Raw genomic sequence first — 21,752 nt, forward strand, 5'->3', positions numbered from 1 at the left:
GGCTGGAAACGCCGGCAGTTGCAAAGTGGCGATCCCGTCGCCGAGGATGGGCCGGAAGTCAAGCATTGCGGCCAGTCTTGCTTTAGGCACGACACGTTATGTTACGCACCACCCATTTTTCGGCGGTCAGGTGCCTTAGCTCAACTAATGAGAAAAGACGTGGTGGCATTTCCGTCCAAATGTTTTTTCCGCCAGTTGAACACGAGAGGCCTCAGTTCGTGAGTGCAGCGGGAAGAGCCTTAGTATTATAGTATCGCAATCGCAAGCTCGTGCCGGCGTCTTGCCCAACAACATGCCGGGGAGACAAGGTTTGCTTCGAAACTAATGGAAATGAAATCTCAGAAGGGGAAGATTCTATTGACCAAAAGCGTCCGATCTCGTTTTGCATCAGATATGAGTGAGAGCATTCTCCTCGAATGCGGCTGCACAGCCATCTCTCACAGCCATCTCTCACAGCCGTCTCTCACAGCCGTCTCTCACAGCCGTCTCTCACAGCCGTGTGTTTCTAACCGCGAACTCGGAGTGCTCGCGACGCGCGCAAGTGAAAATTCATGTCAATCAAGACGAACCGCAATGCAATTGAGCTAAGAAATTTCAACCGCAAACATTGCCCTCAAAATGGCCCAATTTTAGCTCCAAAACGCGAAGACGCCTCATTGGTCACAAATCGTCTCGTAGGGCCTTAGGCGGCTAGATAGAGGCCTTCTCGGTCGAGCCAGGCTCGGGGAGCGGGATGGAATTGCACTCATAACGAAAAATCACACTCATAATGTCAGAATAGGGACGCCTCGCGAAACCGGGAAAGTTGAGCCACTAGGAAGGATGGGCAATTAGTTTTTGCGGCTAACGGCAGCCATCTCGAAAGCAGCGCGGACTGATTTGTTTTTTTTCATTTCTTCTTCTCGAAGGGTGGCGACCTTCCTAGGGAGTCCGCCCTTCGCAGAAGATAGCGTAAGCTAATAACTTAACAGGCTGCTGAAAAAGTCGGGTGGTTTGGTACACTACCGCCATCACTCGCAAGGAGCTTTTCAATGCGTGGTCGGCCTGATCCTCAGTCGCAGATATTTTTTGTCATTGATGTCGAATCGCGGATTCGACCGAATCATCCGTTGCGCCCCCTGAAGAAGCGGGTCGATGCGATCCTGCGGTCGATGGACGCTCTTTTTGCCCAGGCGTACGACCGGACCGGGCGGCCGAGCGTTCCGCCGGAGCGGTTGCTCAAAGCGATGTTGTTGATGGCCCTCTATTCGCTTCGCAGCGAACGCCAATTGTGCGAGCGGATCGACACGGACTTGCTCTTTCGCTGGTTCCTTGACATGTCGCCCGAGGAAGCGGCGTTTGATCTGACCGTCTTCACCTACAACCGCCCGCGAATGGACCAGTTCGGAATCACCGCCAAGTTTTTCGAGGCCGTTCTAGAGCAGGCCATCGGCGCCGGCCTCTGCAGCGATGATCACTTCACCGTCGACGGCACGATCATCGATAGCTACGCGTCGATGAAGAGCTTTCGCCCCAAAGATGAAGATCCGAGCGATGACTCGGACGGTTCCAATTCGTTCAAGCCGCGCAACCCCAGCGTTGATTTTCACGGCAAAAAGCGGAGCAACGAGACGCACGCTTCCCGCACCGATCCCGAAGCGAGGCTCTATTGCAAAGGTCGCGGCCAAGCGTCGCGGCTCGCCCACTTGGGTCACGTGCTGAGTGAAAATCGAAACGGTTTGATAGTGGAAACCTGCGTGACCGAAGCGAACGGAACGGCCGAGCGAGACGCGGCGATTGCGATGATTCAAGGCTACAAGCAGAAGCATGGTCGCGGCCCCAAGACCGTTGGCGCTGATGCGGGCTACGACGCCGGCGAGTTCCTGATTCGCTTGGAACAAGAAGACGTGATTCCGCATGTCGCGATGCGATCCAAAGAGCCGACCGATCCAGCCACTGCCCGCGGCGATCGCAAAGCAGGGATTGAAGCTCGGGTCCGCATGCGAGCTCGTCAACAAACCATCGAGTACGTCGTAAGTCAACGCGTTCGCAAACGTGTGGAGGAGTGTTTCGGTTGGTGCAAGACAATCGCCGGCCTGGACCGCAGTCACTGGGTGGGGCGTTGGAAACTGCAACAGTACTTCGACGTGGCCGCTTCCGCTTACAACTTACTGCGACTAACAAAACTGCAGCCCACATCATGATGGAGGAGGAGAAAACCGCGTCCCGAGGGCCGCAAAACGGATCGCAACCGCGATCCAACGCCAACCCAAAGCGTCCCAGGACAGCGATTCAGGGTCGTAGATTAAAAAACGACCCACGAAACGCTCTGCCCCAGCTCGTAGAAGCTGTTTTTCAGCAGCCTGTTAATCTTTATGTTATAGGGGCCGGTTTTGGGCTCCAGAAGCCGTATCCTAAAGATTATGTTATACGCGCCTCAGCGAGCTGAGAGCAGTGCTTAATTACGTTTTCCCAATAACATAATCTTTAGGTTTCTGGACACCAAAAAAGCACTATTTTGAACCCGATTTCGTACACAATATCGCCCCCGAGAACCATTACGGCTGCTGCCCCAGTCTACCCAGACTGCCATTCTCAAGAAAATCGGCGATCCTTAGCAAGCCAACCAATTCGCTGCAAAACGATCCGGAGCTAAATCGCCAACTTGAATCGTTTTCACGTTGGAACTTGAATCTGCCTACGAACAAGTCTTCGTTGATCAATCCGACGCGTTCCTCTGAACTTTGACATAAACTTGGGGGGCATTCCACACTTCCCAACTGGATGATGTACACCAATATTGCCGAAGCTGACTGTTTGTCGCGTGATCCGTGAAATGCTGCGTCCATTGTCATTGATTACTGATTGGTAGATAGAAACCGATTCGAAACAGCCGCCGCAATACTTAAACTTTCCATCAGTAAACATTTAGAATGATTGCTGCTCAGAGCAAGACGGCAGCAACACCAATGCCAGCTGGAATGCGACGTCAATCTCAAACGTGACGTAACCTAACTTCGCGAGACAAAGAACACAAATTTGTCCATACGATTGCCTCGCCAGATCCGCGTGCGATACCGAGATCCTATGCTCCAAAATGGTCAGATAATGCGTGGGAACAAATGGATGAACCGCCAATTCCAAATTAAGCCGCGATGAAACTATGCCTCTAAAGACCGAAGTCGCACCGACAGGGTTTCGCCGTAAGACCTGACTGCCAATCAATCTCCAGCGACATTCCACTCACATGGCTCAAGCAAGCCCGTGACTCACCTGGGTAGATACCAATCACCATGGCCATCCATTTGCCGAGACGCGCGGCTCGACTTAATTGAACTGAGCACTTCATTCTGATACCCCGCCCTCCTCGAATTGCCGGCATGGATCGATCCGTCGCGTACCGAGCTTGTCGTCATCTGAAAGATGCCAGCCTGATCTCGGTATGCCGTCACCAAGACAGTAGCCCGCCGATTCGCCTTCTAATCCCCAGCAAACAGCAGCGGCTAGATAGGCCTTGATTGCGGGGAATGCGACCATGGGAAATGGCATATTTGAAGGGGCCGTGGTTCGTTGTTTCGGCCAAATCTGTGGCTCGATATGTCGGAACCAGTGCAAGGGTAGGCGCGATAAGGCGGAACGTCGCCTTCCCCTTCCATCGCGATATACGACGTAGTAATCAAAGGTCTTACCGCTGCGGGCCCTAGCATTTTCGCCAGGGCCTATGTAGTTCCCGAGGCCTGAAGTCTCTCCCAAAGAGCGAGCGATGATGAATCTCCGACTCGGAACCAAGGAGGGTCATTTTGCTCAAACCTGTGCGGGTACTTTTATCCAAATGACCATTTCGCATCGACGCAAGTCCGGACAATCTACGCTGTTGAACGGGCAAAGAACGGCTCTCAGGGCTCTGAGAGCCGCTGAACTCGGTTCGATCGTTTCCTCGATTTGGCTTGTATGGAGTCGTTTTGCGCTAGCCGGTCTCGGGAGGGATGCGCTACCTATGTGCCTAATGTGCTAGTAATAAATGACTTAGCTCAAAGTTGGCACGGGACGAGACTTCTTGCCAACGCTCCATTTTCGTTGAAATTGGTGGTAGCATTCCGCCGCTCGCAAAACCAACCACCACACGCCCAGGGGGTCTTGTTGAAATCGGGTCACGCAGACGCCAGGTTTTGCCAGTAGGTCGCCGACATCATCCCCTCGCTCGAATTGCGAAGCCCCCTTCGCTTTAGCCATTTGGTCGCCGAAAACTCCAGCTGGACATCGACAACTTCGACCCGTGATCGCTCCTTCCTCTCCGTTGATAGCTAAAAAAAATCGACCGCAGCCCGGCCTCCATCGGGCCGGGCTGTTGAGATGATCGACGCTTTCAGTGGCCGGCAACAGGCTCTATCAATTCTTATTTACGATGCTTGCGGCTCCCGCAACTTCCCGGCTTGCCGCCAGTCCCAGGCGTGCCGGGGCCATCAATGCTCGTCAACACATAAGCGACGGCTAGCCAAATCATGAACGTCACCGGGCCAGCGTGGATGGCCGCGATCACGCAGGCGACTGCGAACCAGCCGAGGAACCGATGGATCGCATCTTGGTAATCTGATTCCATTTGTGCTCCGCGGGGGCTTGGTAGAGCGGTTGGCGAGGGACCTTCAATCCGCTTCGCAAGCAAACAAGTCCGCCAGGGAAACTGCGACCGGAAACGGCTGACCGAGTCCGGCGTCGTCCCAGTCAATGATCTGGGTGGCGACATCATCCGGTTCGGGATCGAAGTTCACGTCGAAGGGATCCGCGAGTGAAAAGCCGCGGCGGCGGATTTCGGCCAAGTCTTCGCCAGTAGCGCTGGACACGGCTCGTGCGATTTCAGTTTGGGTCATGGGGAACGTATCCTTAAGGAGATAATGAACAGAGCCACTTGCATCGGCGACAGCGATTCAAGCGGTAGCCAGCGACACTCTGTCGCGTGCATTGGGGGGCACAGAAAATGTTGAAGATCGAAATTACGGGCTCCGCGATCGGCGGAGAAGACGCAAAAGAAGCCCTGTGGGTCGATGAGATCGTCAGCGCAAGTGATCTAGCCAACGTGTCTTTGACATTCCGACTGGAACCTTATCGAAACGTCGATCTGGACAATCTTGTCCGGCCTGCGATGCGAGCTCTGAAGAAGTCGGGCTTTTACCAGAGTGGGTTTCCCGAGTTGAACTCGATTACGGCATCGAAACTGGTCGGCCAGCCGATCGGAGTGACCATCGAATCCGGTATTCAGTTAATCCCAGAGGGAAAGTTGCTCTCCGTCGAGTCGGACCACATTCCGCCGTCAGACCCAACCTTTGCCTGGAAATCAGAATGGACCGCGGCCATTCAAAAAGAATGGGACGTGCCAGTGATCTCCAAACCAATCTGGCTCGCCATCTCCACTACCAGCGTTCGCTCACTCGTCGATCTGATGAAACCGATCATCGATGGCCTAGAACCAGTGCTGGGACGAGATCCCGATGGTCGGAATAGGTTTTGTCCCAACGATCACTTGGTAAATTGGCTACAGATTCGACGAGTCTCAAGCGGTGCTGCGGTAAAGCTCGTTGCCGGCATGCTCAGCTAGATTCGTGAAGCAGCTTCAAGCCAATTCTGACTCAGCCAGGCATGCTCGGCGGCGAGCGCCGCGATACGAGACTCAAACGGGCCTAACATCGGACCATTTACCGGCGATAGATCCGCTGTCCAATTTCCCTCTTCGGTCGGTTCTACATGCGAGCCACGAGCAATTGAGACTCGGCCGAGCTCCCGCAGCGGTAACGCCTCGTCGTAAATGCAACGGACATCGCCATTGCATGAGATAAGAAGTTGCATCTTCGCGGCTCCTCATCGTGGGCGACGTAAAATATTGCGACGCGGACGATCAACGAGCAGGCCGTCCAGCGACGCCTGGACCGCGCCTAGTTGAGTGGCAACCTGGCTTCGCAGGGTGTCGTTATCTCGCAGTTGCTGCGGCTCGATTCCTGTGACAATCTGCCGTGCGCGGTCGACCAGTTCATCGAGCTGTGGGTTTGACCGCACATTGAGCTGGCGGAATCGCTCAAAGAACTCAGTCAGATTGCCGATCGCCGAGTCACGAAAGACTTTCGGCTTTCCATCGCCGTGGCCACTCAGGCGCTCGGCCAGATGATCGACCAGTCGGGCGATCTCCTCCAGAAAGGCCTGTTCGGCCAATTGAATCGCCTCATCGAATCGAGATTGCATCCGCCGACATTCCTGCTCGTAGAGCTCGGGATTCAGTTGACGCAGATAGTTCGGAGGCTCCACGCTTGGATAGTCGTGCTCGATGGCGAACATGCCGATCAACGAAGGTGGATAATCATCGGAATTGTAAAGCTCGCCCAGGCGACTTCGTGCTGCTTGGCGCAGGTCAGCGAAGTGGCGGTCGAGTTCAATCACCGCCTCGTCAAGCTCCTCCTTAAATTCGGCGATCCGAGTATCGAAATGTGCGATGGCGTCCTGTCGAATCAGACGGATGCCCGGTTCCGGAAAAGGAAGGCTCATTCCCTTCCAGTAATGCAACGCTTGGCCACGGATCGCCGTGACCGCTTTGAACGCGGGATGGGACGTATCGAGCAGTTTTTTGCCGGCGGAGAGAAACTTTCCCTCCGCGCCGAAGGAGTCCGCCGCTTGGTCACGTTGGTGCAAGCTGAGCGACTTTCGTACTCCGAGCCAGGTGAAACTGAGCCGGGCGGCTGCCATCGTTGACTGCAACCGTCCTGCGTGTGACTCCCGCGAGAGATCAACATCGGGATCCAGTATTGTGGTCATCCGGGATTCCTTTTCATTCGTGCATTGGGACAAGAAACAAAGGAAGCCGCACCACTCTCTTTAAGAATGATGCGGCCGGAAAATTCGAAGCGGATTAACTGAGGCGCTCTCTTGAGTGCTCAATTATGGTTAGTTTGATTGCGGCATATCACCACCGATGTCAGGCAATGAAAAATCGCGTCCTGGATATCTTTTGATGAGCTTGCTTTGCATCGCGATGACCTCATCCAGTAGGTCCATTTCACTGCGCAACATTTCCTGAAAGTCTGCATACCATTGCGTGATTTCTGGCGGAAGCTGCTCTCTGGCTTCCACCGTCGATCTGTCCAGCCAATCCACGACGTCGCTCAGCGTCTGAATAGAAGACGGAGGTTTTTGTGAAAGAAATACGGAAATCGATCTTTGGAGCACCTTCAGCCTGCGTTCTTCAGATTCCAAAAGTCGCAGCGAAAAGGCGACGAGCTCCGGTTCAATTTTGGGTCCCGATCGTGATGACCAGTCGACGCCATCGATCTCCTTTTGCATTTCGAGCAAATGGGACTGGTAGTACGGCGACTCATCGAAGTCAATGTTCAATGGGCGTCCGAATCGAGAATGATGTCGATTGAACACCGTCAAAGACCAGTAGTACGATTCGTTTACTCCGGCAAGTGAATCGACATCCACAAGCGAGTTTGCTGCACTGGAAATTCCTAGCGATGGAGCAACGTGCTCCATAAACCAGCTACATGCCTCGGTTAATTCCATAATAATATGGCAAACAATCGCCAAAAAAGCGGCAAGGCAGATGAGCGGAAGAAAGACAACATTCGTCAGCAGGCCGAATGGCCATGCCAAAACGGCTAAGATCAGCAAACCGATCGTGAACGAAATTCCAGGCGCGCGACTAATCAGATTGTGTATTTTCCACCCCAGACTATTCCAATCGATTGAGAATCTTGAGATTTTTGAATTTGATGCTGACGAATTGTGACCGAGATTCATGACTTGCTCCTCTGCGACAGGTCTAAATCAAAAAACGCCCACCTAAATCGGGCCAAGCTATGCCAATGATACGCATAGTCCGTGGCTTTATGGTAGTCATTATCGCCAAATTAGCGACATGGCGAAAAAAGCAGATATTCTGATCAGGTTTGGCGAGCGAGTCCGTGAACTGCGTGCCGAACGGGGCTACTCGCAGGAGGCGTTTGCTCATATCTGCGAACTCGACCGCACCTACGTTGGTGGGATCGAGCGTGGGGAGAGAAATCTAGCGCTTCGTAACATCGAGCGGATTGCAGAATCGCTCGGCGTTTCGATCTCCGAACTGATGAAGGGGCTCTAACCCCAGCTCGGAAGGCCGGTTACGCGCCGGCTCAGTACAACACGACCGCAATTTTGGAGGTCAGCGGCGAGCCCACAATTGGAGGCGGCGCTGCTTGGATTTGGTTTCTAACTACTGTTTGCGTGTCGCCGTCGAGGACTAGATAGCCGATTTGCAGCGTTTCCAGGTCTCGAATCAGCTCGGCGATTTCCACAGCGTCGAGTGACGCCGCGTCATCCGCACCAAAGTAGGCCGTGGTTGCCGACGTTCCATGCGGCGTCATCTCTTCACGCCAGTAGCGGAGCGCAGCACGGATTGTGGCTAAATGGCGATGGTCGAGCATTCGCTGTTTGCCCTTAGTTCAATTGATCACGGTACAAGGGTCGCCTAGTTGTTGGACGGATTGCGTGCGACGCGCCGCCGCCGCGGTTTAGGACTGTTTCCCGAGTATTGAAAAAGCCCCGATTTGTTTGCATCTAGGCATCTTCCCGATGCCCATTTCCGAAGTTGCTCGATCGATTCGGCCGAGGTGACGGCCACGGGAACGACATACTGGGCCGCCTGAGCAAGAGGAACATCGAGCAAAGCCGCCAATCGACAGCAGGCTCTAATTTCGGCCCCCGTGAACTGATCGTCGCTTGGACAATCCTGATCCGCAGGGATCTCAAACAGCTCGCGATAGATTCCCCAAATTGTTTCTTTCTCTTTGCGGTCAGGCAGGTCGACAAAGAACACACCATCAAAGCGCTCGCTGCGGCTGAACTCTGGCGGAAGTTTGGCGACGTCGTTGGCGGTGCAGACGACGAAGACATCCGATTCATGGTCGTTCAGCCAGGAAAGGAACGTCCCGAACATTCGACTGGCGACGCCGGAATCATTGCTGCCGTTGATCCCAGAGAATGCCTTTTCCACTTCGTCGATCATCAGAATGCAGGGGGCCATCGCGTCCACGGTCCGCAGCGCGATCCGCGTCCGCTCCTCGCTCTGACCAACAAGTGAGCCCAATAGACTTCCGACATCCAAGAGCAGCACCGGTCGCCCCACTTCGCTCCCGAGCGCTTTGCAGAATTGTGATTTTCCACAACCAGGCGGCGAGAGCAGCATCACGCCTCGTGGACGTTTGAGCGGATTGCCTCGGCTCGGTCGCAGAAGGGCCCGATTGGTAAACGCCTTGAGCGAGTTCAAGCCACCGAGTTGACTGAAGTTATCTCCGCCGCGGTAGAGTTCGAGTAATCCGCTCTTTTTGAGCATTTGCGCCTTCTGCTCCCACAGCGTCGCCGCGGTTAGCCGGCCTTCGCGGACCAATGACAAGCTGAATGCCCCTTCGGCCTCGTAGCGGGTTAGGCCTACCGCCGCATCCAGCACGATTTCCCGCCCCGCTCCTTCGGGAAATTCTCCCTCCTCCGTTGCGATCCCTAGCGCGATCTCACGAAGCTGCGCGCGATCGGGCAGTTCATGTTCGAGCACGACGAACAGTTTTTCAAGCTCGACCGGAATGGTAACGATCGGCGAGAGAATCACGACGAAGGTGCGATTTTGCTTGCCGGCAAGCACCTGATGCGCCAAGGCCTGCACGATCTCTGCCGACTGGATAAACCGGTGAAAATTTTGCAGGACCACCAGCGTAGTACCATCGGGCGTAGCAAGCGTGTTGATTGCACGAATCGCCCTGAGCGGATCACCGGCCGACGATTCGGATTCATTTCCAGCGGTTCGCAGCCCCGATTCCAAATTCCAAGCGGACATCCGCCAGTTCTCTTCGCGACAAAGCTGCGCGATCGCCACGAGCGCATCCTGATGCTCGTGCGATTCGATCCATATGCCTGTGAAGCACGCGCGCACGTACTCCCCGAGCTGCTGATTCAATAACATTGAATGCCTCCATGAATGAGAGAGGTGACGTCCAGAAACAAAAGCGACGTCAAGAGACGCCTAGCTGCCGGAGCGAATCTGCTGCTGCACAGATTCAGATTGATGGAAGCCTGGCTTGAGCAGTTCGTCGAGCTGCAGTCCGAGGGCCTGCTCCAAATAACGACTCGCATCTCGGCATTCAGCGCCAACAAATCCCTTCGTCTCAACGCGGGTCTGGCCGTCCTTGGCGACCGTGATCTCGATGGTTCGATTCATGCCTGGCCTCGAACATTGACTGTAAGTTTGATGGAACCGTCTTCGAGCGACTGCTCAAACACGGAATGCCCTTTTTTGACAGCCTCCAGTTTGGCTTTCTCGACCGCATATCCCTGCAGGAATCGATCAAGATGACTACGGTCTCCCCAACGGCCGCCGTAGTTGTCAAAGGCGACTTTCGCCGTTGCGACGTCGCAGACGACCGGATAGCGCCAATCCGGCAACTTCACAGCCCAGCCTGTCTCGGACCGGCTAAAAAGCTTGGCCTGGCCGAAGACTGGCTCAGGCAGACGAAGTCGATCACACGCCAGCCGAATGGCGGCAGGATCACGGACTTCGGTTTGAATGGAAACGATGTGTGACATACGGTCCTCCAGAGCTAGCGAGCCGTCTTTGGGGCCCGCCAAGAAGCGAGAAATCCCTGCGAGTTCCAAATTCAACCGGAAAACGCAGGGAGACAGGGCAAGCCGCTTGCTTTCCCAAGCTAAGCCAACTGCCACATGTTACTTGACGCGAAAAATCTCCGGATTTAGTAGGTTCGCGTAACTGGTGACCAGACGTGTCTAGAGAGCTCAGAAAATGAGAGCACCAGCTATCCGTGGGGGTGTAGGGTTTGATAGACTACTGCGTTGCTTAGTCGGAGCCAATCCTGCCTTGCATCGAAGGTGCAGCACGATGGAAAAGTTGAGTGATTACGTGAAAACCGCCGAGGCGGCTGAAATCCTTGGCGTTTCCCAAACCACGCTAAGAAAATATGCCACGATCGGAAAAATCCCGGTGCGCATCAATCCGGCCAATGGCTATCGGCTGTTCCTGAAAACTGATTTGAAGAAGTTTTTAAAGGCAGCATCAAAGCCAATCAGCGCACCACGAAGGGGCGAGATGATTGCGAGCGGGCGCAAATATCAATGACAACCGAAAATCAAATCCGAATCGGCAGCATCGTGACTGGGCCAACATTGCCCGAACCGATCGAAGTGCTGGCCACCGTGCCGATGGGCGCGTCGCTCAAAATCATTGGTCGTGGCCGAAGCACCGGCATAACGCACGATCCGGTTCTCACGCCTCAACAACTTGGACAGTTGCGAGTTTCTGCCGAGCGCGAGCCATTCAATGGTGACGCCCGCATGTTTCGCCTGGGTATCGAGGCCCACCGGTTGGGCTTGGCGTACGAGTACGATCCATTCTTTTCATTGTCGATTGCTCGCGTTGATCCGCTGCCCCATCAGCTTGAAGCCGTTTACAGCTACTTCTTGAGGCTGCCGCGAATCCGCTTTCTGCTTGCAGACGACCCTGGTGCCGGCAAAACGATCATGGCTGGCCTGCTGCTCAAGGAACTAAAAGCCCGCGGACTGGTTCGGCGCGTGCTCATCGTGTGCCCGGCAAACTTGACGTTTCAGTGGCAACGGGAAATGTCCGACAAGTTTCGCGAGAACTTCAAGGTCATTCGTGGATCCGTGCTACGTGAAAACTATGGCCAAAACCCGTGGCAGGAACATGACCAGGTTGTCACTTCCGTTTCCTGGGTATCCATTGTAGAGGATGCCCGAGAAAGTCTTTTGCGCTCGCGCTGGGATCTCATCATCGTTGACGAGGCCCACAAGATGAGCGCCCGCAGCGAAGACCACAAGACCTTCGCCTACCGGCTTGGCGAGTCGCTGTCGAATATGACGGACCACTACCTGTTGATGACCGCAACTCCGCACAAAGGCGATCCCGAACACTTCCGGCGTTTTCTCGCTTTGCTCGACCCCGACGTTTACGGCAGCATCCAAAGCCTCGAACAAGCGATGCGAGAACAGGATGCTCCTTTTTACCTGCGACGAACCAAGGAAGCCCTTGTCACCTTCCCCGATCCGAAAACTGGCGACGTTCACAAATTGTTTACCAAGCGTGAAGTCCGCAGCGCCGCATTTGAACTGGACGGCGAAGAGCTGGAATTCTACGACGACTTGACCCGGTTTGTCGAAGACCAGTCATATGCAGCAGCGCAGGATCAGTCGGCCAGAGGACGCGCAGTTGGGTTTACAATGGCCATGCTGCAGAGACGGATGGCATCATCCATCTATGCTGTGCGTCGCAGCCTCGAACGCATGAAACTTCGCCGCGAAAAGATCCTGGCCGACCCCGAGGCGTTCCGCAAGGAACAAATTCAGCGCCGGATGCCCGACGACTTTGATGATCTCGATGCCGAAGAACAGCAGCAAATCGTCGATCAACTGGAAAATGAAGTGCTCTCTGTTGATCCGGTCATCCTGCGGGAAGAAATTGCCAGCTTATCCAACTTGGTAGAACAGGCTCTGCAACTCGAAGACCGCGAAGATCAAACCAAATTGACAAAACTGCGAGCAGTGCTCAACGAGGAAGGTATTTTTGATGATCCTCAAATGAAGCTGCTGGTTTTCACCGAGCACAAAGACACGCTCGACTTCCTCGTTGGCGACGGTAAAGACGGGCGACCTCTTGGCAAGCTGGTCGAATGGGGCCTGACCGTCACAAAGATTCATGGCGGCATGAAAATTGGCGACCGTGACACGCCCGGCACGCGCATCTATGCAGAGCGCGAGTTCAAAGAGAGTTGCCAGATATTGGTGGCCACCGAAGCCGCCGGCGAGGGCATCAACTTACAGTTCTGCTGGTTGATGATCAACTTCGATATTCCTTGGAATCCTGTCCGGCTTGAACAACGCGTCGGCCGCATCCATCGCTACGGCCAGGAAAAGGACTGTCTCGTCTTTAACTTCGTCGCCCAAAACACTCGCGAAGGACGGGTGCTCCAAAAGCTGCTCGATCGCCTGGCTGAAATCCGCAAAGACCTTGGGTCGGATCAAGTCTTTGATGTAGTTGGCGAAGTATTTCCCGCCAATCAGCTCGAGGCTATGCTTCGCAAAATGTATGCCCGCCAGACCGATGTCCACAAGATTGAAGATCGTATCGTTCACGATGTCAGTCCGGAAAAGTTTCGGGTGATCACAGAATCGACACTCGAAGGGCTGGCCAAGAAAGAACTGAACCTTTCGGCGATGGTCGGAAAAAGCGCTGAAGCCAAAGAACGACGCCTGGTTCCCGAAGTGATCGAACAGTTCTTTGTTGATGCCGGCCCCCAATGTGGCCTGCGCCCCAGGCAGACCAGCAAAGACAGCCACATCTATCGCATCGGCAAAACGCCACGTAATTTGCTCCCGATCGGGGACGCTCAGGAAGATCGCTTTGGCCGGCTAGGACGGGAATACAAACAGATTGCGTTCGACAAGGAACGACTACGTGAAGATCCGACCTTAGATTGGGTCACCCCAGGGCACCCGCTGTTCGAGGTCGTCCGCCACGACATTCTCCACCGCACCGAAGATCACCTTCGCCGCGGCGCAGTCTTTTTCGACCTTCACCGCAACGAACCAGCACTTCTGGATGTTTTCGCCGCGTCCGTAAGAGATGGCCGAGGGCGAACGCTGCATCGTCGCTTGTTCGCCGTTGAAACGGGACTTAGCGGCGAAATGAAGTTACACGAACCGACCGTCTTGCTCGACATCGCTGCCGCGCCGCAGGGCACGATCGGTCCTGCCAATGGCGTGACGCTCCCCGATCGTCAAAGCGTCGAGCAATATCTGTATGAGCGCACTTTAGCACCATGGGGCGAGGCGATTGCAGCCGATCGTTTCGGCGAAGTTCAGCGGATCCAGCGTCATGTAGAGATCAGCCTGAACGCGCTAATCGACCGCGGACAATTCCAGCTTGCCGACTACCTGAATCGTCAAATCGATGGTCAGACAGTTCAGGGGCTTGACGGATTAATCGCCCAGGCCGAGCAGCACCTTGACACGCTGAACAACCGCCTGGAAAGCCGCCGCCAAGAGCTGGAATTAGAACGCCATAGCTCCATCTCCGACATCAAGCACCTGGGTCGGGCATGGGTTATGCCTCATCCCGATCGCAGCAACTCTGATTTCGCGCCTATGGTCCGCGATGATGAAATCGAGCGAATCGCTATAGGAGTCGCGACGCGGCACGAAGAGGAACGCGGCTGGGTCGTCGAAAGCGTCGAGTCGGAGAACCGAGGCTTTGACCTGATTTCCCGACGCCCTCATCCAGAAGATCCTAAGACATTCATCGAAGTCCGATTTATCGAAGTCAAGGGACGGGCGGGCGTTGGCATCGTAGCGCTGAGTGAAAACGAATACCGGACGGCGGAGCGGATGAATAACGACTACTGGCTCTACGCTGTGTTCAACTGCGCCGGGACGGCAGAACTTCACATTGTACAGAACCCCGCCCGTCTCGGGTGGCAACCTGTGATGGCTGTCGAACACTATCGCATTGGCCCAGAACAGATTTTGGGGGGCAAGGCATGAGCGATGCTCGACGAGAACTTGATGGACGATTTCGCGAGAGCGCTCGCTTTAGCAATTTCGGAAATACGATAAATCGCATTGTCGTGAAGGGCATTCGTAGCCACCTGGATACGGACGTAGAAATTCGCAGTCCAATTACTGCGTTTTCAGGGCTGAACGGCACAGGCAAAACAACGCTGTTACACCTTGCGGCGGCCGTTTACAATTCAGCCAATGGATACGTAATAAGCAGTTTTCTTGCAAAGGGCCCACTCGACACGACTCCATTCATCGACGACGCTTCTGTCCAGGTCTTTTTACAGGGGACAAGCAGTCGATCAACCTCGCTTACACTTTCTTACAATCCCAAAAGTCAGCGATGGCAGGGATACCCCCGGCGACAGCAGAGGGAGGTGTTTTTCTTTGGCGTTGGCTTTTTTCTCCCGCAAAGTGAAAAACGCGACTTCGTATTTCGCAATGCTAGAGCATTAAGCCTGACTGGCACCACAGATTTGGAACCGGCAGTGCAAACATGGTGCAAGAGAATTCTCTCAAGCGGATACGACGGAATACAATCTGTTACCGTTTCGCACAGGAATCGACAAGCCGAAGTTTTATATGCAAAACGTGGAGCCCTTTCCTATTCGGAAGCCCACATGGGTTGCGGTGAAGGTCGTATTCACAACCTGCTCCGCACTCTTGAAGCGTGCCCGGAGAAGTCACTCGTGTTACTGGAAGAGCCCGAAATCTCGTTGCATCCTAAAGCGGAGTATGAACTCGGAAAGTACCTGATTGATCTTGCGAATCGCCGTGGACACCAAATTTTTATCACGACTCACAGCGAACGACTGATGCGTGCTCTGCCTCAAGCCTCGCTTGTCTATCTTTGTCGGCAAGATGGCGTAGTAAAAGGGCTTCCTGGAATTGCGTCCTACGAGGCGGAAAGCCTTATGTCGGAGGGACATGACAAAGCCCTGACCATTATTGTTGAAGATGAAGCGGCCAAGATCGTACTGACAGAGTTGCTTCGGCATCACGATTGTCATTTCCTTAAAACAGTCCATATTGCAGTTGCCAGACATCGACGCAACGACGGACAAATCGAGGCAAGCGGAAAGGATGCTATTCGGCAGACCATGAAAACGCTGAGTGAGGCGGGAATCAAGATAGCGGCAGTTCTCGACGGCGATGATCATGCCGATCACAGGAACTCGATTCACAAACTGCCAGGTACTCGCCCTCCTGAAAAAGAGCTGGTAGCCAGCGTTGCCGTACTCGCCATGATTGAAAAAGCGTACGGCTTGCAATCTGATGAAGTAACGAGACTTCTACAGGATGAAGATTGTCATGATTATTTCGACCTGATTGGACGCATCGTATCTTGTGATGCTGATTTCGTTATGCGAGAGGCGTCGCGAGCATATTCGCACGCCATTGCACCGAGCACGGCCAATCAACTCATCGAACAACTGAAGGAAGACGCTTCCAGACAATGAGAGCTCGAAATCACCTATCGATTTTAATCCTTGTATTTCGCACGCTATGGCGCATTTATTCTTAGAGAAGTCGATACGGAATTTACAAATTTCGACGCTGCATACCTGTCAGGCATTGCAATTGTTGGCACTTTGCCTCGCGACGAGTCATGCGTCGTGGTTGACTGCTCCGACCTTTGTATTGCCCCTATAGGCATTTCTCATGATGACGGTCGAACAATATTTAAATTCACTTAGAGACAATCAAAACAAGAGCAGCGAGTTGCAATGAGAGAACAGTCGGAAAACGCATGGCGGGATTCACTGCCTAAAGCTAGTTACTTCGATAAATCTATCGAACTCGTCGCCTCGTTCGATCGCCTTATGGTCACGCTATTTTCGGCCCTTATCGCCGGTATTACCGTGATGCTTCTTAAGCAAGAAGTATCTCTTTGGGTCGGCGCTTCCCTATTGCTCGCCCTCGTCTCTTTTTCGCTGGGTATCGGACATACGCTTCTTCATGTCACGTTTACCAGCAAAATGCTGTTGCTTGCCGAGACGCTTGCCAACAACACTCAACTTGTCCCCAATGCAATTGAAGGTGGAGAACCCACACCTCACGCATTCGCCAGGAATCAAGCCTACGCACAACGATCCTTCACGTCCCAACTCGTCTTTATGATGATTGGGATCTCCTTTGCAGCGATCTCAATTGTCATCCGCCTTTGGGAGTACGCATGGCGAGCTGGGGTTATCGGGCTGGCAATCCTGGTGGTCATTTTAGTAATCGCTGCCATGATCATCACATGGAACAAGACCCTTCGTCGCTTCCAGCCATCGACAATGACTCCATCGTCGTGAAGTATTCCAAAATCCCGACACAAGCAGCAACGCCCAATCGCACCTTTTTTCTCAAGCGACTCTCTAAGAAGAAATTCATGAGCGAACACGAAGCACTAGAAGCTTTGCAACGCATCGCGTCAGAGCTTTCCGTCAGCGAGTCTGCGCTTCGCCAAAGGCTTCGCCAACTGTCGAATTCTCTGGCAACAATTTGCCAAGGGATCGATGTTTACGGATCGAGTAAAGATACGAACCTATGGTCATGTGAACCAACTGGTGATTTTGTATTCGGGCACTTTTCTTTCAGTCCTGAAGCCGGCATCACCCTATCCTGCCGTGATAACTATGATTGCATAGCGGATGCTGAAAAACCGGATCCTTGCGGGCCCACATACAGCTCGAAGAATATTGACGCCTCTCCCATCGAGTGGCTTCAACGTGCGGTCGCGGCGGGCCAGCTTGGTGAACTACTGCAAGTCATTGGAGCAAGGCTCAACGCTCGTCTCACGGATGTAAGTCACGCCGCTGACCTTGCCTCTCGTTGTCTAGCAAACCCGACTCTTGCAATTGGAGCGACGTTTTCAGATGTCGCACAACAAATTGGATACGTTTCTGTCGTGCAAGACTGGAAATCAGCCATGGACGACATCGCTACTGATCCAGCGAGCGCTATCGCCCGAGCTTGTAGCCTCACTGAGTCTGTGTGCAAGCACTTGCTCGATGACTTGGGGATAGATCGCCCCAACGATCAGTCGATTTCTCCTCTCTTCAAGACGACTGCCTCGGCTCTGGACTTAGATCCAGCAAATCAAGCCGAGGAGGAACTTCGCAAACTTTGCGGAGGATTGGCAAGTGCTGTCCAAAACCTGGGAGCGTTACGAACAAAGTTCAGCTTGGCTCACGGTCAAGGCCCTAACGATACTCGGTTGACGGCCGCACACGCCCGCTTGGCAGTCAATGCAGCCGGTAATATCAGCACGTTCCTCATGGAACAATGGCAATTGAAAAAGCAACTTGAAACTATATGAGCGAACCGGCAAAGTATCCCAAACGACTGATCGAAGTCGATCTCCCTATTGCTCGCATCTCGGCGCATGCGCGGCGTGAGAAGTCGATTCGACATGGACATATTTCGACGCTGCATATCTGGTGGGCCAGACGGCCGTTGGCGTCCTGTCGGGCAGTCATTTGTGCGTCCTTGTGGCCTGACCCAGCGGATGAACTCTGTCCGACTGCGTTTCGCGAGGCAGCTGTTGTGCAGATCAAACAGTTTGCTGGCCGTATATTTCCAAAAAAGATCACCAGTGAAGGAAAACTGCTTGCCAGCGAAAAGCACCTGTCACAAGAAAGCCGAGGGCGATGGGAAGCGATTGCAGCGGGGAGCTTAACGCTGGATGCGGATGAACCCACCGATATGCCGATGCTGCGGATGTGCCTGCTCGACTTCATTGCCGACTTTGCCAACTGGGATAACAGCGCGGTGTCCGCATATCTGGAGACGAGCCGGGCACTCACGCAGGCCGCTCACCAAGCCCTGGGAGGCGAACCGGGAACACGCCCGCTGGTGGTCGACCCGTTTGCCGGGGGCGGGGCCATTCCTCTAGAAGCCTTGCGGGTCGGTGGAGATGCGTTTGCTAGCGATCTAAATCCTGTGGCGGTACTGCTGAATAAGGTCGTTCTAGAATACATCCCCAAATACGGTAAAAAACTGGCTGATGAGATCCGCAAATGGGGCGACTGGGTTCAAGAACAGGTCCAGCAGGAACTAGCCGATGTCTATCCCAAGGACCCCGACGGTGCGACGCCAATCGCATACCTTTGGGCACGGACAATTTTGTCTGAAGGGCCTGGTGGAGGAACGCCTATTGAAGTTCCACTACTCCGATCCATGTGGCTCTGTAAAAAGCGGAATCGGAAAATCGCGTTACGCTGGCTACGAAACAAAGATGGCGCTGTTTTGACGGACAATATCACTGTTCAAACCGCAGACGGACAGCATCGCAATGTCCTTCGACCACAACTGGAAATCTTCGTTCCAGATCGTGATACAGAAGTCGAAGCGGGAACGGTTTCTCAAGGATCGGCCACATGTCCGGTAACGCATTTCACGACTCCTGTGCAAAGCGTTCGTGATCAGCTCAGCAAGCGTTTTGGTGGCGCGGCCGATTCGCGATTGCTAGCCATCGCTGTGATTTCCTCAGCAACATCGGGGCGACAATATCGCTTGCCAACCTCGATCGATGATCACGTCGTTTCACAAGCATACGCGAAGCTGAGTCACCGAAAAGGCGAGCTTACACAGTCACCGAAAGAGACATTTTCGGGAACCGAACCAAGAAGAATACCTGTTCCGCAATATGGCATCCACGAGTTTAGCCACCTCTTCCACCCCCGCCAGCTTCTTGCGATGCTTGTTCTCACTGACAAGATCAAATCAATCGGAAATGAAGCCTTCAACGATGCGGAAATGGCGATCGCCGTACGCGTGATGCTTACGCTCTCTCTGGGAAAGCATGCAGATTTGGCGAACTCATTGTGCGCGTGGGAACCGATCGCCGAATGCCCGAGACACTTGTTTGGTAAACAAGCAATCAACATGGTGTGGGACTTTGCGGAGGGCGTCACGACCGGAAAATCGAGCGGCTCCTGGAGCATTCAAATCGACCGGATGGTGCACATACTCGAGTCGATCGGTCAAGACTGGCAGGTCGGCACTGTGCAGCAATCATCAGCCACTGAACATCCTCTCCCCAACGATATCGCAGATTGTTTCCTGACAGACCCCCCTTACTACTACTCAGTTCCCTATTCCGATCTCTCTGATTTCTTCTATGTGTGGTTTCGCAGATCGCTCAGTGGCGATCTTCCAAAACTATTCTCAACTGAGGTGACCCCAAAAAAGGAAGAGTGTGTTCAAAATCTCCCACACGCCGCTGTCAAGCATCGACAGAAGGATCGTGCGTTTTACGAAAAGCAAATGGAAACAGCACTTGCTGAGGGACGGCGCATTACTAAACCAGCGGGGATTGCAACCATTGTCTTTGCTCATTCGTCTACCGACGCTTGGGAGTCATTGCTCGAAGCTCTTGTGCGTGCTGGATGGCAGGTAACTGCGTCCTGGCCGATTGATACAGAAATGGCAAGTCGAATCGTCGCCCAACGACAACGAACACTTGCGTCATCAGTCCACCTTGTTTGTCGCCCGCGTGAAAAGTCTGATGGCTCATTACGAGAAGAAACGGGTGAATGGAGGGATGTTCTTTCCGAACTCCCCAAGCGAATCCACGAATGGATGCCTCGTCTGGCAGCCGAGGGAGTTGTTGGGGCGGATGCGATCTTCGCCTGCCTGGGACCAGCTCTCGAAATATTCAGCCGATACAGTCGGGTAGAAAAAGCGAGCGGGGAGGCAGTACCGCTGCGTGAATACTTGGAACAGGTCTGGGCGACCGTTTCGACCGAAGCGTTATCGATGATCTTTAAGGACGCCGACGCAGCCGGACTGGAACCGGATGCTCGCCTGACCGCGATGTGGCTATGGACTCTAGGTGGCATGGAGACCAACGGTAGCAACTCGCAGGGAAGCAGCGACAGTGATGAGAAAGTGGTGGCCAGCAAAGGCTACACCCTTGAATACGACACCGCCCGCAAAATCGCCCAGGGGCTAGGAATTCATCTGGAACAAAGCGAATCGATCGTCGAAGTCAAAGGCGACAAGGCCCGCCTGCTCCCGGCCAGCGAACGAACCCGCCACTTGTTCGGCAAAGACGAACCGGGACCGACTACCTCCCGTGGTCGTAAGAAGAAAAATGAAACGCAACTCGATCTTTTCAAAATGCTCGACGCACTTGAAGCCGAGGCGGAAGTGAATGTTGCTGGCGAACTCAAGCCCCAGGCTGGTGATACCGTCCTCGACCGTGTCCATCAATCCATGATCCTATTCGCGTCCGGTCGAGGTGAGGCCCTCCGCCGTTTTCTCGTCGACGACGGAGCTGGCACCGACGCTCGCTTCTGGAAACTCGCACAATCACTGTCCGCGCTCTACCTGAAAGAAACCGACGAAAAACGGTGGGTGGATGGAGTGCTGGCGAGAAAGAAAGGGTTGGGACTGTGATAAATCCGCAAGAACTTGCTGAGGCCGTATCTCACTGGCTGAGATTTGAACAGCTTTGCAAAAGAAATATCCTGTTCAATGAACGCTACATGGCCCATACGATCGGTCAATACCTGATCGGCAGTCATGGTGAGCGTGCCGGCATTGAAGTACCTCACCCAAGTTTACCGAGAAGAAAGATCGACTTTGCCGTTTATGCGGACGAGAAAAATCTTCTACTCGACGATGTAATTGAAACAAAACTAGTCAGCAGTGGCCGCGACTTCCGTCAGGAGATTTACGACGATCTTGTTAGACTGGAATTGGCATGCTCGGCGATTCACGCTGGTGGCGCGTGGCTTCTTATTGCAGGCATGGGAGGCGACATCAAGAAATGGGTCGTCAGCGATGGAAGTGAAGAAGTTTCGGATTCTGGTGACACTAAAGGTAAGCACGCCGATGATTTGCCGATCAAAGGTGATGGGTTTGTGATTCTGCCTTCGAGCGAGTCGAAGTCAAACAAACCCAACCAACTCAACTACCCATTCAAAGGAATTCTGGCACCGTTTTCTAGCGATGATCCACAGGCTGTTGATGTTAAAGGGGCAGAGGGGGAGTCACGCGAGTTCTGGCGCAAATCCTTCGAGAAATGCGATGGAAATGGGCCATCGTCTTTTACAACGCACCTACAAGGCAGGTGGTTGTTCGATGACGCAATCGACGATGAGCGATGGAACTGCATGGTGTGGCGGATAAGTAGCAGCACTCCCCGTGAGACAATAAATACAGCGGATCTAACCTCTCATCAGTGA

General features: G+C 53.8%; 19 protein-coding genes. 10 read left to right on the forward strand and 9 right to left on the reverse strand.

The features are described 5' to 3' along the window. The first annotated feature begins 1,031 nt into the window (after positions 1-1,031). Positions 1,032-2,183, forward strand: a complete 1,152-nt coding sequence (locus M4951_RS06025; RefSeq protein WP_262025581.1) for an IS5 family transposase — start codon at positions 1,032-1,034, stop codon at positions 2,181-2,183. A 2,192-nt stretch (positions 2,184-4,375) separates the two neighbouring features. Here the strand turns inward: M4951_RS06025 and M4951_RS06030 are convergent. Together M4951_RS06030 and M4951_RS06035 are read right to left on the reverse strand one after the other, a co-directional pair. Next, a complete protein-coding gene (locus tag M4951_RS06030; RefSeq protein ID WP_262025582.1) occupies positions 4,376-4,579 on the reverse strand; it encodes a hypothetical protein in 204 nt (67 codons plus the stop codon). 43 nt (positions 4,580-4,622) lie between these two features. Then, on the reverse strand, positions 4,623-4,847 hold the full coding sequence (locus tag M4951_RS06035; protein ID WP_262025583.1) for a hypothetical protein: 225 nt from the start codon (positions 4,845-4,847) through the stop codon (positions 4,623-4,625). Between the two features lie 107 nt (positions 4,848-4,954). Here M4951_RS06035 and M4951_RS06040 point away from each other — a divergent pair, with 107 nt between their 5' ends. Further along, positions 4,955-5,572 (forward strand): hypothetical protein, encoded by a 618-nt coding sequence (locus tag M4951_RS06040; protein WP_262025584.1) that lies wholly within the window; start codon positions 4,955-4,957, stop codon positions 5,570-5,572. Here the strand turns inward: M4951_RS06040 and M4951_RS06045 are convergent. From M4951_RS06045 to M4951_RS06055, 3 genes are all read right to left on the reverse strand, one after another. Then, positions 5,569-5,820 (reverse strand): hypothetical protein, encoded by a 252-nt coding sequence (locus M4951_RS06045; protein WP_262025585.1) that lies wholly within the window; start codon positions 5,818-5,820, stop codon positions 5,569-5,571. The genes M4951_RS06040 and M4951_RS06045 overlap by 4 nt on opposite strands. Positions 5,821-5,832: 12 nt before the next feature. Continuing rightward, entirely contained in the window at positions 5,833-6,510 is a 678-nt protein-coding gene (locus tag M4951_RS06050; protein WP_262025586.1) for a hypothetical protein, read from the reverse strand. 396 nt (positions 6,511-6,906) lie between these two features. After that, positions 6,907-7,761 (reverse strand): hypothetical protein, encoded by an 855-nt coding sequence (locus M4951_RS06055; protein ID WP_262025587.1) that lies wholly within the window; start codon positions 7,759-7,761, stop codon positions 6,907-6,909. A gap of 118 nt (positions 7,762-7,879) precedes the next feature. Between M4951_RS06055 and M4951_RS06060 the strand changes: the two genes are divergently transcribed. Continuing rightward, positions 7,880-8,101, forward strand: coding sequence for a helix-turn-helix domain-containing protein (locus M4951_RS06060; RefSeq protein ID WP_262025588.1), 222 nt, complete (start codon positions 7,880-7,882; stop codon positions 8,099-8,101). 31 nt (positions 8,102-8,132) lie between these two features. Here M4951_RS06060 and M4951_RS06065 read toward each other — a convergent pair whose 3' ends face one another. The 4 genes from M4951_RS06065 to M4951_RS06080 are packed head-to-tail and all read right to left on the reverse strand — an operon-like array spanning position 8,133 to position 10,572. Continuing rightward, on the reverse strand, positions 8,133-8,423 hold the full coding sequence (locus M4951_RS06065; RefSeq protein WP_262025589.1) for a hypothetical protein: 291 nt from the start codon (positions 8,421-8,423) through the stop codon (positions 8,133-8,135). Positions 8,424-8,467: 44 nt separating this feature from the next. Next, positions 8,468-9,952 (reverse strand): AAA family ATPase, encoded by a 1,485-nt coding sequence (locus M4951_RS06070; RefSeq protein ID WP_262025590.1) that lies wholly within the window; start codon positions 9,950-9,952, stop codon positions 8,468-8,470. Positions 9,953-10,012: 60 nt separating this feature from the next. Beyond that, complete coding sequence (locus M4951_RS06075) at positions 10,013-10,207, reverse strand: DUF2997 domain-containing protein (RefSeq protein WP_262025591.1); 195 nt, start codon at positions 10,205-10,207, stop codon at positions 10,013-10,015. After that, positions 10,204-10,572, reverse strand: coding sequence for a DUF1257 domain-containing protein (locus M4951_RS06080; protein ID WP_262025592.1), 369 nt, complete (start codon positions 10,570-10,572; stop codon positions 10,204-10,206). Before M4951_RS06080 ends, M4951_RS06075 begins: the two co-directional genes overlap by 4 nt. A gap of 310 nt (positions 10,573-10,882) precedes the next feature. On the opposite strand from M4951_RS06080, the gene M4951_RS06085 reads away from it, so the two are divergent. From M4951_RS06085 to M4951_RS06115, 7 genes are all read left to right on the forward strand, one after another. Then, on the forward strand, positions 10,883-11,119 hold the full coding sequence (locus M4951_RS06085; RefSeq protein ID WP_262025593.1) for a MerR family DNA-binding transcriptional regulator: 237 nt from the start codon (positions 10,883-10,885) through the stop codon (positions 11,117-11,119). Next, a complete protein-coding gene (locus M4951_RS06090) occupies positions 11,116-14,556 on the forward strand; it encodes a helicase-related protein (protein ID WP_262025594.1) in 3,441 nt (1,146 codons plus the stop codon). Before M4951_RS06085 ends, M4951_RS06090 begins: the two co-directional genes overlap by 4 nt. Next, the gene (locus M4951_RS06095) at positions 14,553-16,031 is read left to right on the forward strand and encodes an ATP-dependent nuclease (RefSeq protein ID WP_262025595.1); all 1,479 of its coding nucleotides are present in this window, start codon (positions 14,553-14,555) and stop codon (positions 16,029-16,031) included. Before M4951_RS06090 ends, M4951_RS06095 begins: the two co-directional genes overlap by 4 nt. A 267-nt stretch (positions 16,032-16,298) precedes the next feature. Beyond that, positions 16,299-16,871, forward strand: a complete 573-nt coding sequence (locus M4951_RS06100) for a hypothetical protein (protein ID WP_262025596.1) — start codon at positions 16,299-16,301, stop codon at positions 16,869-16,871. Further along, positions 16,817-17,878: an abortive infection family protein gene (locus M4951_RS06105; RefSeq protein ID WP_262025597.1), complete on the forward strand. Its 1,062-nt coding sequence runs from the start codon at positions 16,817-16,819 to the stop codon at positions 17,876-17,878. Before M4951_RS06100 ends, M4951_RS06105 begins: the two co-directional genes overlap by 55 nt. Further along, complete coding sequence (locus tag M4951_RS06110; protein WP_262025598.1) at positions 17,875-20,961, forward strand: DUF1156 domain-containing protein; 3,087 nt, start codon at positions 17,875-17,877, stop codon at positions 20,959-20,961. The genes M4951_RS06105 and M4951_RS06110 overlap by 4 nt, the downstream gene beginning before the upstream one ends. 89 nt (positions 20,962-21,050) lie before the next feature. Next, positions 21,051-21,752: a hypothetical protein gene (locus tag M4951_RS06115; protein WP_262025599.1), complete on the forward strand. Its 702-nt coding sequence runs from the start codon at positions 21,051-21,053 to the stop codon at positions 21,750-21,752.

Source organism: Blastopirellula sp. J2-11, from assembly GCF_024584705.1.
GTDB lineage: Bacteria > Planctomycetota > Planctomycetia > Pirellulales > Pirellulaceae > Blastopirellula.

What these genes read in the sequence shown, in the direction of transcription:
- M4951_RS06025 (WP_262025581.1), top strand. Translation starts at nt 1,032, where the DNA reads ATGCGTGGTCGGCCTGATCCTCAGTCGCAGATATTTTTTGTCATTGAT.
- M4951_RS06030 (WP_262025582.1), bottom strand. Translation starts at nt 4,579, where the DNA reads ATGGAATCAGATTACCAAGATGCGATCCATCGGTTCCTCGGCTGGTTC.
- M4951_RS06035 (WP_262025583.1), bottom strand. Translation starts at nt 4,847, where the DNA reads ATGACCCAAACTGAAATCGCACGAGCCGTGTCCAGCGCTACTGGCGAA.
- M4951_RS06040 (WP_262025584.1), top strand. Translation starts at nt 4,955, where the DNA reads ATGTTGAAGATCGAAATTACGGGCTCCGCGATCGGCGGAGAAGACGCA.
- M4951_RS06045 (WP_262025585.1), bottom strand. Translation starts at nt 5,820, where the DNA reads ATGCAACTTCTTATCTCATGCAATGGCGATGTCCGTTGCATTTACGAC.
- M4951_RS06050 (WP_262025586.1), bottom strand. Translation starts at nt 6,510, where the DNA reads ATGAGCCTTCCTTTTCCGGAACCGGGCATCCGTCTGATTCGACAGGAC.
- M4951_RS06055 (WP_262025587.1), bottom strand. Translation starts at nt 7,761, where the DNA reads ATGAATCTCGGTCACAATTCGTCAGCATCAAATTCAAAAATCTCAAGA.
- M4951_RS06060 (WP_262025588.1), top strand. Translation starts at nt 7,880, where the DNA reads ATGGCGAAAAAAGCAGATATTCTGATCAGGTTTGGCGAGCGAGTCCGT.
- M4951_RS06065 (WP_262025589.1), bottom strand. Translation starts at nt 8,423, where the DNA reads ATGCTCGACCATCGCCATTTAGCCACAATCCGTGCTGCGCTCCGCTAC.
- M4951_RS06070 (WP_262025590.1), bottom strand. Translation starts at nt 9,952, where the DNA reads ATGTTATTGAATCAGCAGCTCGGGGAGTACGTGCGCGCGTGCTTCACA.
- M4951_RS06075 (WP_262025591.1), bottom strand. Translation starts at nt 10,207, where the DNA reads ATGAATCGAACCATCGAGATCACGGTCGCCAAGGACGGCCAGACCCGC.
- M4951_RS06080 (WP_262025592.1), bottom strand. Translation starts at nt 10,572, where the DNA reads ATGTCACACATCGTTTCCATTCAAACCGAAGTCCGTGATCCTGCCGCC.
- M4951_RS06085 (WP_262025593.1), top strand. Translation starts at nt 10,883, where the DNA reads ATGGAAAAGTTGAGTGATTACGTGAAAACCGCCGAGGCGGCTGAAATC.
- M4951_RS06090 (WP_262025594.1), top strand. Translation starts at nt 11,116, where the DNA reads ATGACAACCGAAAATCAAATCCGAATCGGCAGCATCGTGACTGGGCCA.
- M4951_RS06095 (WP_262025595.1), top strand. Translation starts at nt 14,553, where the DNA reads ATGAGCGATGCTCGACGAGAACTTGATGGACGATTTCGCGAGAGCGCT.
- M4951_RS06100 (WP_262025596.1), top strand. Translation starts at nt 16,299, where the DNA reads ATGAGAGAACAGTCGGAAAACGCATGGCGGGATTCACTGCCTAAAGCT.
- M4951_RS06105 (WP_262025597.1), top strand. Translation starts at nt 16,817, where the DNA reads ATGGAACAAGACCCTTCGTCGCTTCCAGCCATCGACAATGACTCCATC.
- M4951_RS06110 (WP_262025598.1), top strand. Translation starts at nt 17,875, where the DNA reads ATGAGCGAACCGGCAAAGTATCCCAAACGACTGATCGAAGTCGATCTC.
- M4951_RS06115 (WP_262025599.1), top strand. Translation starts at nt 21,051, where the DNA reads ATGGCCCATACGATCGGTCAATACCTGATCGGCAGTCATGGTGAGCGT.